The following is a 13,276-nucleotide window of genomic DNA, read 5'->3' on the forward strand; positions in this document are numbered from 1 at the left end:
ATGAGGAAAACTATTCGGAGAACTGCTCGATTAAGCGCTGCATATTGGCTGACGCTTGCTGCCAACGCTCTGCACGCTTCAGTTCACTGTAGCTGAATTGCTGTTTTTTCAGCAGTGCTGTGGCTTGAGGCACTTCCATGATCGGTAGGTGATCCAGCACTTCGACCGCCGCCTCACGCTTGTTACACATCAAAATCATGTCACACCCCGCGACCAAGGCTTGATGAGATCGCTCAACTGGCCCGCCCATCACGGCTGCGCCTTCCATGCTCAAATCATCAGAGAACACGATGCCTTTAAAGCCGAGTTCTTCACGTAACACTTGCTTTAACCAGTAGCTCGAACCGCTCGCAGGTTGAGCATCGTAATGCGGATACACCACATGTGCTGGCATCATAGCATCCAGCACTCCTGCCTCAATTTGTGCACGGAAAATCGCCATGTCTTGCGCAATCGTCTCCCGCTCATCGTAAGGGGTTTCTAAATGGGAATCGGCAATCACCGCGCCATGACCGGGAAAATGTTTGCCTGTGGTCGCCATACCGACGGCTTTCATGCCGCGCAGAAAAGCACTGCTGTGCTTAAGTACAGTTTGAACATCTTTACCAAAAGCACGGTTGCCAATCGCTTTACACGCAAAGCCCATATCAAGTACAGGCGCAAAACTTAAATCGACATCGTGTGCAATCAGCTCTGCCGCCATCAACCAACCGCCCTGCTCAGCAAGCTCAACGCCATTCTCAGCACGCGCGTAATACTGCGCAGGGGGAATGCGAGAAAAGCCTTCACGGAAACGCTGCACGCGGCCACCTTCTTGATCGACACCAATCAAAATCGGTCTTTTCGCCGCTTGACGGATCGCTTTATTAAGCGCCAGCAATTGCTGGTTATCGTGATAGTTGCGACCAAACAGAATCACACCACCCACCGTTGGGTGCTGCAGAATTTCGCGATCTTCGGCACTCAGTTCGTAACCGGCCACATCCAACCAAAGCGGTCCCATGCTTGCTCCTTGAAAAAATTGGCAAAATTGTCACAAGCCACGAGGTTATTCAGTTTATTTTTCAATTACAATGCCTTTGTTTGAATATGACAGAGGGATAACCAAATGGCAGAACGCGAACTCTATATCGGTGTGATGTCGGGAACCAGTTTGGATGGTGTGGATACCGCTTTAGTGGCACTGCAAGACGATAACATCGAACTGCTGGCTCACCACGACTACCCTATGCCTGCCGACCTCAAGCAGCGGCTGCTCAATGTCTGCATCGGCCAGCCAACCACCTTGATTGCGATGGGTGAATTGGAGCACGATCTGGGTCATCTGTTCAGTGATGCTGTGCTGGCACTTTTGCAGCACAGTGGCTATCGTGCCGAGCACATTCGTGCGATCGGCTGTCATGGACAAACCGTGTTCCATCAGCCTACCGGCACCAAACCTTTTACCATGCAAATTGGCGATGCCAACATTATCGCGGCGCGCACAGGCATTACGACTGTCGCCGATTTTCGGCGCAAAGATGTTGCGCTCGGTGGGCAAGGCGCACCGTTAGTTCCCGCGTTTCATCGCACGATTTTTCATGCTGAGCAATCGACCGTGGTCGTGCTCAATATCGGGGGGATTGCCAATATTTCGGTGCTCAAGCCCAACGGTGGAGTGGTGGGCTATGACACAGGCCCCGGTAATATGCTGATGGACAGCTGGTGCCAAAAGGAACGTAACCAGCCTTACGATAAAGATGCCCTGTGGGCCAAACAAGGCAGCGTGAATGCCGCATTACTTAGCCATTTAAAACAAGACCATTACTTTGCTCTGCCAGCACCCAAAAGCACAGGCCGCGAGCTGTTTAATCTGCCTTGGTTAGAAACGCAGCTCGCCACGTTTTCGGTTGATGCCACCGATGTGCAACGCACCTTGTGTGAATTCACCGCGCAAACCATTGTTGAGCAAGTCGCACCATTCGCCGAAGGGCCACAACCACAGCTTTTAGTGTGTGGCGGCGGTGCGCAAAATCCTTTACTCATGGAACGCTTACAAGCCTTGCTGCCAAGCTGGCAAGTTGCCCCGACCACCCAAATGGGCGTGGATGGCGATAATATGGAAGCCATGGCTTTCGCTTGGCTGGCACAAAGGCGCATTCACGGTTTACCCAGTAATTTGCCCGCCGTGACGGGCGCATCACGTCTTGCGAGTCTTGGCGTGATTTACTACCCCGATTAATCGCTACAGGAATTTTTATGACCAACGATGCACTTATTGCCGCACTTTCTCATCTGGTTTCCGAAGGTCGTAACCCCGATACGATGGATATTGATTTGCTCTCGTCGCAAGAGATTGTCGAGCGGCTTAATCAACAAGACAAACAAGTGCCACTGGCGGTGGAAGCGGTATTGCCGCAGATTGCCCAAGCGGTTGATAAAATCACTGCCGCCTTCAAACAAGGTGGCCGCTTGATCTACTTAGGGGCAGGTACCAGCGGTCGTCTGGGTGTGCTGGATGCCTCAGAATGCCCACCCACTTTCGGAGTGAGCGATCAAATGGTGATTGGCCTGATTGCCGGAGGCAAAGAGGCAATGTTTACCGCACAAGAAGGGGCGGAAGATAACGCCACGCTGGGCGCACATGATTTACAGCAAATCGACTTTAGCAGCAAAGATGTGCTAGTCGGGATTGCGGCGAGTGGCCGCACACCTTATGTGATTGGCGCGTTAGAGTACGCCAATGATTTAGGCGCGACCACCATCGCACTCTCGTGCAACCCTGATTCTCCGATTGCCGAAATCGCCCAGATTGCCATTTCTCCGGTCGTTGGGCCGGAAGCGTTAACGGGTTCAACCCGACTTAAATCCGGTACAGCGCAGAAGTTGGTGCTCAATATGCTCACGACTGCCAGCATGATCCGTCTTGGTAAAAGCTATCAAAATCTGATGGTCGATGTCCGAGCCACCAACCGCAAGCTGATTGCCCGAGCGGTGCGAATTGTCATGCAAGCGACCGATTGCCAACGCGAAGAAGCAGAAGCACTACTCAAAGAGAGCCACAACAACGCGAAACTGGCGATTTTGATGCATCTGACCGGCATGAACTACGAGCAAGCGACCGCGAAACTCTCACAATCGGACGGCTTCTTACGCCGCGCCATGGAAGAGCACGAAGAGTAATTAGCCAGAGCAAAACGAGAGCCTTATAGGCTCTCGTGCTCATTATTGATTGTACTCATTCCAACCGCGTTGCCACTCCATACGAAAACGCTGCGCCTGCTCTGTACCTTCACAAATCCCTTCATAATATTGGCCGCTCAAGCCAATTTGGTAAGCCACATCAGGGTTACAATATTGCTCTAATCCCTTTTGGTAGCCTTGTTCATAATCACCCAATTTGGCTGAGCCGAGCTCCATTAAGCTTTTATAGCTGCGCTGGGTATGACCAGTCACGGCATCCTGATAACCGATTTGATACCAGTTGCCCTCTTGTACTAACTGTGACTCACTCGCTGCACAAGCGGCAAGCAGCACAATACAGCCCATTACTATCCATTTTTTCATGTTTTACCTTGAGTTAGACGAACGCATTTTGTTGATGAAATGAGCATGCCATTGAATAGCATAGCCTGCTACTCAATTTTCATGCTCACGTCGTAGCTTCAAGTCAGAAGTGGATATATTCAAAACCACTTATTTAGCTAAAACACCGCTTAATTCACCACACGACCACTGACTCGGAAAGCCAGTGAAGCTCGCTTATTGATAAATTACTATCCACAGTGAGCTTAATTCATTAACAAAAGGACAAACGCTATGTTGTGGTTTCTAACCTGTGTCGCAGCCCTCGTTGGCGGTTACTTTATTTACGGAGCTTTCGTAGAGAAAGTATTTGGCATCAACGAAAAGCGTCAAACCCCTGCCCATACAAAAACGGACGGCGTCGACTATGTACCTATGTCCACCCCAAAAGTGTATCTCGTACAATTACTGAACATCGCCGGTGTTGGTCCTATCTTTGGTCCAATCATGGGTGCGCTGTACGGTCCAGCCGCCATGCTGTGGATCGTAGTTGGCTGCATCTTCGCGGGTGCAGTACACGACTACTTCTCAGGTATGCTTTCTATCCGTAACGGTGGTGCTTCGGTTCCATCCATCACGGGTCGTTACTTAGGCAATGGCGCAAAACACTTTATGAACATTTTTGCCATTGTGTTGCTGCTTCTGGTTGGTGTGGTGTTCGTTTCAGCCCCTGCTGGCATGATCACTAACCTGATTAACCAACAAACTGACTTCACCGTCAGCATGACCACCATGGTCGTGATCATCTTCGCTTACTATATTCTGGCGACTATCGTTCCTGTTGATAAAATCATCGGCCGTTTCTACCCACTGTTTGGTGCGCTACTGATTTTCATGTCGGTTGGTTTGATGACGGCGATTGCGTTCTCTTCTGAGCACCAAGTGCTGGGCGGATTTGAAATCAGCGATATGGTGAAAAACCTCAACCCGAATGACATGCCTCTGTGGCCAGCTCTGTTCATCACCATCGCTTGTGGTGCTATCTCTGGCTTCCACGCGACTCAGTCTCCGCTGATGGCACGCTGTATGGAAAATGAGAAGAACGGTCGCTTCGTGTTTTACGGCGCGATGATTGGCGAAGGCATCATTGCTCTTATCTGGTGTACTGTTGCTCTCTCTTTCTTCGGCTCACTGGAAGCGCTGTCTGAAGCAGTGAAAAACGGTGGCCCAGGTAACGTGGTTTACGGTGCTTCTTTCGGCCTGCTGGGTGTGTTTGGTGGTGTGATTGCTTTCCTTGGCGTGGTGATCCTGCCTATCACTTCGGGTGATACCGCGTTCCGTTCAAGCCGTCTGATCTTGGCTGAATACTTCAACATGGAGCAAAAAACACTGCGTAACCGCCTACTGATGGCTGTACCTCTGTTCGTTATCGGTGCAGTGTTGACCCAAGTCGATTTCGGTATCATCTGGCGCTACTTCGGTTTTGCGAACCAAGCGACCGCAGTCATGATGCTGTGGACAGCCACCGCTTACCTAATGCGCCACAACAAACTGCACTGGATCTGTACGCTACCTGCGCTGTTTATGACTACTGTGTGTATCAGCTTCATCCTTAACAGCAGCACGTTAGGTTTTGGCTTACCAATGCAGATTTCAACCATTGCAGGTGTACTGGCTTCTCTGGGTGCTCTGGCTTACGTAGCGAAAGTATCCAAAGGCAAAGGGGAAACCGATCTTGCCGATGAGGAGAAACCACAAGGCGTGACGAAAACCGCTTAATCTCAACGCTTCAATCACCTGATTGAAAACGAAAATGGCTCCCAATCTGGGAGCCATTTTTTTGTGCGATATTCCTTTGCAAAGAAATTGCAAAGAAACCATCCATTTTGGATTCACAAGATGGATGGAGAAATGACTAGTCGACTTGCTTAATTTGCAGCTCTTTAGGCACTTCAAAGAACATGTTCTCTTCGCGGCCAAGCACCTCTTCTACCGACGTTGCGCCGAGCTCTTTGATGCGATCCAAGATTTGGTTTACCAACTCTTCTGGTGCCGAAGCGCCCGCAGTCACCCCAATTAACTGCGCATCAACGAACCACTCAGGGTCGATATCCTGTGGGCAGTCAATCAAGTAACCGGGAGTGCCCAACTTCTCAGCCAACTCCTTTAATCGAGTCGAATTCGATGAGTTTTTCGAGCCCACCACCACCATCACATCGACTTGCTCAGCCAAGATACGCACGGCATCTTGACGGTTTTGGGTGGCATAACAGATGTCATCTTTACGCGGGCCTTGGATCTTCGGAAATACACGGCGCAGCTCATCAATCACATCCGCCGTTTCATCGACTGACAACGTGGTTTGGCTCACATAGTGCAGGTTACTTGGATCTTTCACCTTAGCTTGCAGTGATACGACATCTTCTGGCTTTTCGACCAGATACATGCCGCCTGTATCACTGGCATACTGCCCCATCGTGCCTTCCACTTCAGGATGGCCAGCATGACCAATCAACACCACTTCCATATGTTTGCGACTGGCACGCGCCACTTCCATATGCACTTTAGTCACCAGTGGACAAGTCGCATCAAATACCGTCAGTGAACGCTCTTTCGCTTCTTGGCGAACCGCTTGCGACACGCCATGAGCCGAAAAAATCACAATGTTATCGTCGGGAACTTCATTTAATTCCTCAACAAAGCGGGCTCCACGCTGCTTTAACCCCTCGACCACAAAGCGGTTGTGCACCACTTCATGACGCACATAAATCGGCGGCTGATAAAGCTCCAGCGCACGCTCAACAATGCTGATCGCGCGATCCACACCCGCGCAGAAACCGCGAGGGTTGGCTAACAGTATTTTCATTGGTTTGCTCATTGCTAGTCGTTATGGTTGGCTATTGTAAGGAAACTCACTCAACAGACAAGATCTCAACATCAAAGGTGATGTCTTGCCCTGCCAATGGGTGATTGAAATCGACAGTAACTGAGTCACCGGCAATCTCCGTGATGATTCCGGGAATTTCCATTCCGTCAGGGCCACTGAAAGCCATAATGGTTCCGACCTCTAACTGTAGATCGCCACCAAGAAACTTACTGCGATCCATGTAATGGACATGATCTGGATTGGGCGCCCCAAACGCATCTTGCGCCGCTAAAGCGACCGATTTTTTCTCGCCCGGAAACATTCCGAGTAAACACTGCTCGAAATTGGGGCTCAGGCTACCATCGCCCATCACTAGCTTGGCCGGTTTTCCTTGATTATGGGTACTGTCGGCAACAGAGCCGTCCTTAAGCTTGATCGTAAAATGCAGGGTAACTGCAGAGTTAGAGGCAATAGGGTTCACGTTATCACTACCTTGTTATTGTTTAACGAACGCCGCTTCACTTTAGCGGAGACGGGCGGGCGCTGATGCCAGCCTTTATAGTAAAAAGCGCCCTCCGAATCAACGGACGGCGCTTGTGGTTATTTGCCGCAGTGTCTTTGCTTTACGGCGCAATGCAGAGCACTAAGACTGACTTGGTGCACTTTTCTTAGCGCGAAAACCATCGAGAATAATCATCGCTGCACCGATACAGATCGTACTGTCGGCCAAATTGAACGCAGGCCAGTGGTAGGTTCCCCAGTAAAAATCGAGATAATCGACCACAAAACCATGCACGATGCGATCAAACACATTACCCACGGCACCGCCAATGATCAGCGCATAAGCAATATTGTTCCACTTATCACTCGCCGGAAGACGACGCATCCAGTAAGCGAGCATGCCGGTGACCACAAAGGCAATACCCGTAAATAGCCAGCGCTGCCACCCTTCCTGATCGCTCAGAAAGCTAAAAGCCGCGCCATAGTTATGCACATACAGCAGGTTAAAGAAAGGCAGCACCTCAATACGGTTTGCCCAACCATAGCCCATGTTATCCATCACAATTAACTTGATCGTGATGTCAGCAATGAACACCAGAAGCGCCAGCCACAGCCAGCGCAATCCAGATTGTTTAAGAGTCAGAGACGAATTCGACATGATGTTTAGCCTGAATTACGCAAACTTGCGTACTTCGCCTTCACCCTCAACGTTAGACACGCAGCGACCACAAATGGTGGTGTGACCTGCAATCGTTCCTACATCAGGGGTGTGGTGCCAACAGCGATCGCACTTCTCAGCTTCAGTTTTGTTCACTTGAACAAACAAGCCATCGATATCGGTCGCCTGTGCAGCCTCGCTCTTCTCAGCCAGTGGTTTCACCACGGCTTTTGAAGTCAGCAGCACGAAACGCAGCTCATCGCCCAGTTTCGCTAGCTTACTCGCCAATGCATCATCAGCAAACAGCACCAATTCCGCTTGCAGTGAACCGCCGATCAGTTTTTCGTTACGAGCGTTTTCCAGCAGTTTGTTGACTGAGCCACGCACTTTCTGAATATCATTCCAGAATGCGTTATTTAGCTCTTCGCCTTCTGCCAAACCAAACAGGCCATCAAACCATTCCGTGGTAAACACGAACTTGTCACGTGCGCTGCCGTCAGCTTGCTGCGCTGGCATTGCGTTCCAAATTTCATCAGCGGTGAATGACATGATAGGCGCCATCCAACGAACCAGAGCTTCCACAATGAAGAACAGAGCGGTTTGACAGCTACGCTGTGCATGACCACCACGTTTGGCTGTGTATTGACGGTCTTTGATCACATCCAGATAGAATGAACCCATCTCGATTGAGCAGAAGTTCATCAAACGCTGTACCACTGCGTGCAGGTTGTAATCCTGATACGCTTGAATGATCTCTTGTTGCGCGGCCAGTGCGCGACCAACAGCCCAACGATCCAACGCCACCATGTCTTCAACAGGAATAATGTCTGTGGTTGGGTTGAAGCCGTTCAGGTTCGCCAAGAAGAAACGTGCGGTGTTACGAATACGACGGTACGCATCAGCAGAACGCTTAAGGATCTCATCTGAAACCGCCACTTCACCAGTGTAATCGGTTGATGCCACCCATAGACGCAGAATATCCGCACCCAGCTTGTTGGTCACATCTTGTGGAGCAACCACGTTACCGATCGACTTCGACATCTTGCGGCCTTGGCCATCAACCACGAAACCGTGCGTCAATACTTCTTTGTAAGGCGCTTTGCCTTTCATCGCCACCGAAGAGATGAGGGATGATTGGAACCAGCCGCGGTGTTGGTCAGAACCTTCTAGGTACATATCCGCTTCTGCGCCGTTGAATTCTTGACGTGCATCCACAACCGCAGAGTGAGTCACCCCTGAGTCAAACCATACATCTAGCGTATCGAGCACTTTTTCATAGTTGGCCGCATCTTCAGCGCCAAGCAGTTCAGCAGTATCGAGATCCCACCATGCTTGAATGCCTTTTTGCTCAACCAGTTGTGCTACTTTCTCAATCAGCTCAGCGCTGTTTGGGTGCAGTTCAGCGGTTTCTTTGTGCACGAACAGTGCAATTGGCACACCCCAAGTACGTTGACGAGAGATACACCACTCAGGGCGACCTGCCACCATACCTTCGATACGGCTTTGACCCCAATCCGGCATCCAATGTACGCCTTTGATTGCCGTCAGAGCTTGTTCACGTAGACCCGCTTGTTCCATAGAGACAAACCATTGTGGTGTCGCACGGAAGATGATCGGCGTTTTATGACGCCAGCAGTGTGGGTAGCTGTGCTCATACGCGTGATGATGCAACAACGCGCCTTTTTCTTTCAGCACTTCCAACACAGAATCGTTGGCTTTAAATACATGTTGACCCGCAAACAGCTCAGTGTCTGGCAGATATACGCCGTTTGAACCCACAGGGTTTGCCACTTCCAAACCGTACTGTTGACCAACGGCAAAGTCTTCTTGACCATGACCCGGCGCAGTATGTACCACACCCGTACCAGAATCGGTCGTCACGTGATCGCCTAAAATGGCAGGCACAGTGAAGGAGTAGAATGGATGTTGGAACTGTACCAATTCAAGATCGGCACCAGTTGCGAAACCAAGGTTATGGAAGTGTTCAATGCCCGCGCGATCCATCACAGATTTTGCCAGCTCAGAAGCCACGATAATGCGCTCTGGTTGCTCACCTTCAACTTGGATCAGTACGTATTCTAAATCTGCACGCAGACATACCGCGCGGTTAGCTGGCAGTGTCCAAGGTGTGGTTGTCCAAATCACAATCGACACATCGCCTTTGCCTTCATGGCCAGCAGACAGACCAAACTTAGCCAGCACAGCGGCTTCATCAGCGGCTTTAAAACGAACATCAATCGAAGGAGAAACTTTGTTTTTGTACTCGACTTCCGCTTCAGCCAGTGCCGAACCACAGTCGGTACACCAGTGAACCGGTTTAAAACCTTTCAGCAAGTGGCCATTGTCGGCAATTTTGCCAAGCGCACGGATAATGTTCGCTTCAGTGACAAAATCCATAGTGCGATAAGGCTTATCCCACTCGCCCAGAATGCCAAGACGCTTAAAGCTCTCTTTTTGGCCTTCCACTTGGCCTGCCGCGTATTCGCGACACTTTTCACGAAATTCGGCCGCGGTGACTTTTTGCCCCGGCTTGCCCACTTTCTTCTCTACCATCAATTCGATCGGCAGACCGTGGCAATCCCAACCCGGAATATAAGGCGCATCAAAACCTGACAGGGTTTTCGATTTAATAATGACGTCTTTAAGAATCTTGTTCAGAGCGTGGCCAATATGAATATCACCGTTGGCATAAGGAGGGCCATCGTGTAATACGAAAGATTTTTTGCCTTTTTTAGCCTGACGGATCGCACCGTACAGGTCTTCTTGATACCAACGTTGCAGCATTTCTGGCTCGCGTTTGGCCAGATCGCCGCGCATTGGAAACCCTGTTTCAGGAAGGTTCAGGGTATCTTTATACTCACTCATCGATTCTTAATTCCGTTATATTGGGCGAAGTTAGACATGTTGTTGCTGGGTGGAATCAACCGAGCAACCCTTAAGCTGACGCAGCCACACCCTTGCTGCTTCAGCATCCAATTCAATTTGTTGCTTTAGTGCCTCAAAAGAGGCGAATTTGCGCTCATCACGTAATTTATGTAACAGCGCGACTTCCAACTGCTTTCCGTACAGGTTGCCTTGAAAGTCAAAAAAGTGCACTTCTAGCTGCTGGCGAACACCATCGACAGTCGGACGATTACCGATATTGGCAACCCCACCGACTGGCGTTGGGCCCAAACCATAGGCTTCAACCACATACACTCCAGAAACCGGAGAAACACAACGTTTCAGTGGAATGTTGGCGGTGGGAAAGCCGATTGTTCGCCCGAGTTTTTGACCATGCGAGACACGACCGCTGATGCTGTAATGGCGCCCCAACATAGCCGATGCACGGCTCAATTGGTCAGCCGCTAACGCTTCACGAATCGCAGTACTACTCACGCGCAGTTGTTGCAAACAGAAGCTTTGGGTGCTCACCACCTCAAAACCTAGGGCTTGCCCTGCCTGTTGTAGCAGCGCAAAGTTACCTTGACGCTCTTTACCGAAGCAGAAATCATCACCAACCACCAGAAACTTAACACCCAAACGGGTCACCAACAAGTCACGAATAAACGTGTGGGCATCCAATTGGGCAAAATGATGGTTGAAATTAACGCACAGCAGGCGATCAACCCCGAGTTTGCTCAGTTGCACAAACTTATCGCGCAGGCGTGTTAAACGCGCGGGCGCTTGTTGTTTGGCAAACAGCTCTAGGGGCTGAGGTTCAAACGTCATCACTACCGAAGGCAAACCCATCTGCTGGGCACGCTGCACCACCTGACTGAGCACTTGTTGATGACCAAGATGAACACCGTCAAAGTTGCCAATCGTCAATACACAGCCGTGATGGCGAGATTGAATGTTATGAATACCGCGTATTAATTCCATCGGAAGATGCTTAAAACCTATATTTTGATTCTCATGGTGCGAAACTGGCGGATTATACCTAAAGCTCGCTACTCTGTCGCCGCTTTTAGATCTTTGAGACGAACACCCAGTAACAGCAAAATAGCCAGATAAGATGCCACGCCAAGGCCAATCAAGCCTGTCAGCGTCAATGTGCGCTGACTGATTCCCCAGCTCAGCCATGTAGCCATAGTGTCTAACTGCCACAAAAGCGCACCAGTCATTACCGCTCCCGCCATCACCAATCGCGCAACAAACCAGACGGTTTTGCGAGTGAGATGATAAACACCTTGTAAGTGCAAGCCACGATAAAGCAGTGCCATATTGAGGAAAGCGGACATCGAAGTCGCGACCGCCAAGCCAACATAGCCGTAAAACCACGCAAAGATCGCGTTAAGCACAATATTGCTGACCATAGCGATAATTCCGTAACGTACGGGGGTTTTCGTGTCTTGACGTGAGTAATATCCCGGCGCTAACACTTTGATCAACATAAAACTGAGCAGGCCAGATGAGTAAGCGAGTAACGAATAGGACGCTTGCTCTACATCGCTTGGAGTAAATTCCCCGCGCATAAACAGCACCATCAGCATAGGTTTTGCCAGTACCATCAAACCCAGCATGGCAGGAATGCCGAGAAACGTGACCATGCGAATGCCCCAATCCATGGTGTGGGCAAAGCCATCACTGTGCGCATCTACATGTTTACGCGATAAGGCAGGCAAAATTACTGTGGCAATCGCAATCCCAAATAAACCGAGGGGGAATTCCAGTAAGCGATCCGAATAATAGAGCCAACTGATTGAACCGGTTTGCAGAAAACTGGCCACGAAGGAGTCAAATAACAAGTTTATTTGACTGACCGATACTCCAAACAGTGCAGGAATCATCAGTGTGCGAATTTTCACCACCCCAGGATCTTTCCAGCCCCATTTAGGCCTAACCAGCACTCCAGCCTTGATCAAAAATGGCAGTTGAAATAAAAACTGGACTAAACCACCTAAAAATACGCCTATTGCTAAGCCCACTTCCGGCTGTTCTAGATTTGGCGAGAGGTACCAAGCACACAGAATCATCATCACGTTCAAGAAAACTGGCGTGAAAGAGGAGACGGCAAACTTACCTAAGGTGTTTAAAATTGCCCCAGACAAGGCAACAAAGGTGATAAACCACAAATAGGGAAAAGTAATCTTGAGCAGTAAGCTCGCTAACTCAAACTTTCCTGCAGCAGGGCCCCCATTCAACCAGTCTAGGAACCAACCTGCGCCAAATAATGCGGTGACTGCGCCAGAGCCGAGCACGCCAATTAGCGTCACTATGGTCACTAAAACACCGAGAGTTCCCGACGCTCGCGCAATTAAATCTCGAGTTTTATTGATATCACCCGAGGCGTGATATTCGGTTAATACCGGGACAAATGCTTGAGAGAAGGCCCCTTCTGCAAATAATCGGCGTAAAAAATTGGGAATTCGGTTGGCAAAAAAGAATACGTCAGCACTTGCGCCTGCGCCCATCAAATTGGCCACAACCACATCGCGCACTAAACCTAAAACACGAGAAATCAAAGTCATAGCACTTACAATGATGCCAGACTTGAGTAAGCGTTTACTCACGGTAACCTCGAACAAAGAGTCAAAACCACATTATCTGATTCGAAAGGATAAGAATGTCATAGTGAGATCAGATAAGTATTAGCATTGGTAAAAAAATGCTGATAGAATCCCCGCCATCTTAACCGCGAAGGCTCTTCGATACCAAGTTTGTTTGGTCCAGTTGGGTTTTTGCACAAATCATTTGACATTAAAGAGCAAATCGGGGATATTTCCCGCCCTTAAAATGTCACCGAACTAAGTTTTTGGGAGTTA

11 protein-coding genes are annotated in these 13,276 nt (G+C 49.7%); 3 read left to right on the forward strand and 8 right to left on the reverse strand.

Annotation, left to right across the window (positions count from 1 at the left end; translation table 11 throughout):
- Nucleotides 1–10: 10 nt before the first annotated feature.
- On the reverse strand, nt 11–1,003 hold the full coding sequence (nagZ, locus tag GOU96_RS05390) for a beta-N-acetylhexosaminidase (protein WP_113612687.1): 993 nt from the start codon (nt 1,001–1,003) through the stop codon (nt 11–13).
- 105 nt (nt 1,004–1,108) lie between these two features.
- On the opposite strand from nagZ, the gene GOU96_RS05395 reads away from it, so the two are divergent.
- Together GOU96_RS05395 and murQ are read left to right on the forward strand one after the other, a co-directional pair.
- Nucleotides 1,109–2,221, forward strand: coding sequence for an anhydro-N-acetylmuramic acid kinase (locus GOU96_RS05395; protein WP_267781478.1), 1,113 nt, complete (start codon nt 1,109–1,111; stop codon nt 2,219–2,221).
- A 17-nt stretch (nt 2,222–2,238) separates the two neighbouring features.
- Entirely contained in the window at nt 2,239–3,162 is a 924-nt protein-coding gene (gene murQ / locus GOU96_RS05400; protein ID WP_000180252.1) for an N-acetylmuramic acid 6-phosphate etherase, read from the forward strand.
- A 42-nt stretch (nt 3,163–3,204) separates the two neighbouring features.
- Here murQ and GOU96_RS05405 read toward each other — a convergent pair whose 3' ends face one another.
- Complete coding sequence (locus GOU96_RS05405; protein WP_001883835.1) at nt 3,205–3,546, reverse strand: DUF2799 domain-containing protein; 342 nt, start codon at nt 3,544–3,546, stop codon at nt 3,205–3,207.
- Between the two features lie 252 nt (nt 3,547–3,798).
- Between GOU96_RS05405 and GOU96_RS05410 the strand changes: the two genes are divergently transcribed.
- A complete protein-coding gene (locus GOU96_RS05410) occupies nt 3,799–5,283 on the forward strand; it encodes a carbon starvation protein A (RefSeq protein ID WP_000964316.1) in 1,485 nt (494 codons plus the stop codon).
- 136 nt (nt 5,284–5,419) lie between these two features.
- Here GOU96_RS05410 and ispH read toward each other — a convergent pair whose 3' ends face one another.
- The 6 genes from ispH to murJ form a co-directional block, all read right to left on the reverse strand.
- Complete coding sequence (gene ispH / locus GOU96_RS05415; RefSeq protein ID WP_001883831.1) at nt 5,420–6,382, reverse strand: 4-hydroxy-3-methylbut-2-enyl diphosphate reductase; 963 nt, start codon at nt 6,380–6,382, stop codon at nt 5,420–5,422.
- A gap of 34 nt (nt 6,383–6,416) precedes the next feature.
- On the reverse strand, nt 6,417–6,851 hold the full coding sequence (gene fkpB / locus GOU96_RS05420) for an FKBP-type peptidyl-prolyl cis-trans isomerase (RefSeq protein ID WP_001068085.1): 435 nt from the start codon (nt 6,849–6,851) through the stop codon (nt 6,417–6,419).
- A gap of 162 nt (nt 6,852–7,013) precedes the next feature.
- The gene (lspA, locus tag GOU96_RS05425; protein ID WP_000071973.1) at nt 7,014–7,529 is read right to left on the reverse strand and encodes a signal peptidase II; all 516 of its coding nucleotides are present in this window, start codon (nt 7,527–7,529) and stop codon (nt 7,014–7,016) included.
- A 15-nt stretch (nt 7,530–7,544) separates the two neighbouring features.
- Complete coding sequence (gene ileS / locus GOU96_RS05430) at nt 7,545–10,394, reverse strand: isoleucine--tRNA ligase (RefSeq protein ID WP_267781475.1); 2,850 nt, start codon at nt 10,392–10,394, stop codon at nt 7,545–7,547.
- Nucleotides 10,395–10,424: 30 nt separating this feature from the next.
- Nucleotides 10,425–11,393: a bifunctional riboflavin kinase/FAD synthetase gene (gene ribF, locus GOU96_RS05435; protein ID WP_148516207.1), complete on the reverse strand. Its 969-nt coding sequence runs from the start codon at nt 11,391–11,393 to the stop codon at nt 10,425–10,427.
- 68 nt (nt 11,394–11,461) lie between these two features.
- On the reverse strand, nt 11,462–13,024 hold the full coding sequence (murJ, locus tag GOU96_RS05440) for a murein biosynthesis integral membrane protein MurJ (protein WP_267781472.1): 1,563 nt from the start codon (nt 13,022–13,024) through the stop codon (nt 11,462–11,464).
- Nucleotides 13,025–13,276: the final 252 nt, after the last annotated feature.

Source organism: Vibrio sp. R-1 (assembly GCF_035615595.1).
GTDB classification, from domain to species: domain Bacteria; phylum Pseudomonadota; class Gammaproteobacteria; order Enterobacterales; family Vibrionaceae; genus Vibrio; species Vibrio cholerae.

Bases quoted from the DNA above. Each gene is read 5' to 3' on its own strand.
- nagZ (WP_113612687.1), bottom strand. From the start codon at position 1,003: ATGGGACCGCTTTGGTTGGATGTGGCCGGTTACGAACTGAGTGCCGAA.
- GOU96_RS05395 (WP_267781478.1), top strand. From the start codon at position 1,109: ATGGCAGAACGCGAACTCTATATCGGTGTGATGTCGGGAACCAGTTTG.
- murQ (WP_000180252.1), top strand. From the start codon at position 2,239: ATGACCAACGATGCACTTATTGCCGCACTTTCTCATCTGGTTTCCGAA.
- GOU96_RS05405 (WP_001883835.1), bottom strand. From the start codon at position 3,546: ATGAAAAAATGGATAGTAATGGGCTGTATTGTGCTGCTTGCCGCTTGT.
- GOU96_RS05410 (WP_000964316.1), top strand. From the start codon at position 3,799: ATGTTGTGGTTTCTAACCTGTGTCGCAGCCCTCGTTGGCGGTTACTTT.
- ispH (WP_001883831.1), bottom strand. From the start codon at position 6,382: ATGAGCAAACCAATGAAAATACTGTTAGCCAACCCTCGCGGTTTCTGC.
- lspA (WP_000071973.1), bottom strand. From the start codon at position 7,529: ATGTCGAATTCGTCTCTGACTCTTAAACAATCTGGATTGCGCTGGCTG.
- ileS (WP_267781475.1), bottom strand. From the start codon at position 10,394: ATGAGTGAGTATAAAGATACCCTGAACCTTCCTGAAACAGGGTTTCCA.
- ribF (WP_148516207.1), bottom strand. From the start codon at position 11,393: ATGGAATTAATACGCGGTATTCATAACATTCAATCTCGCCATCACGGC.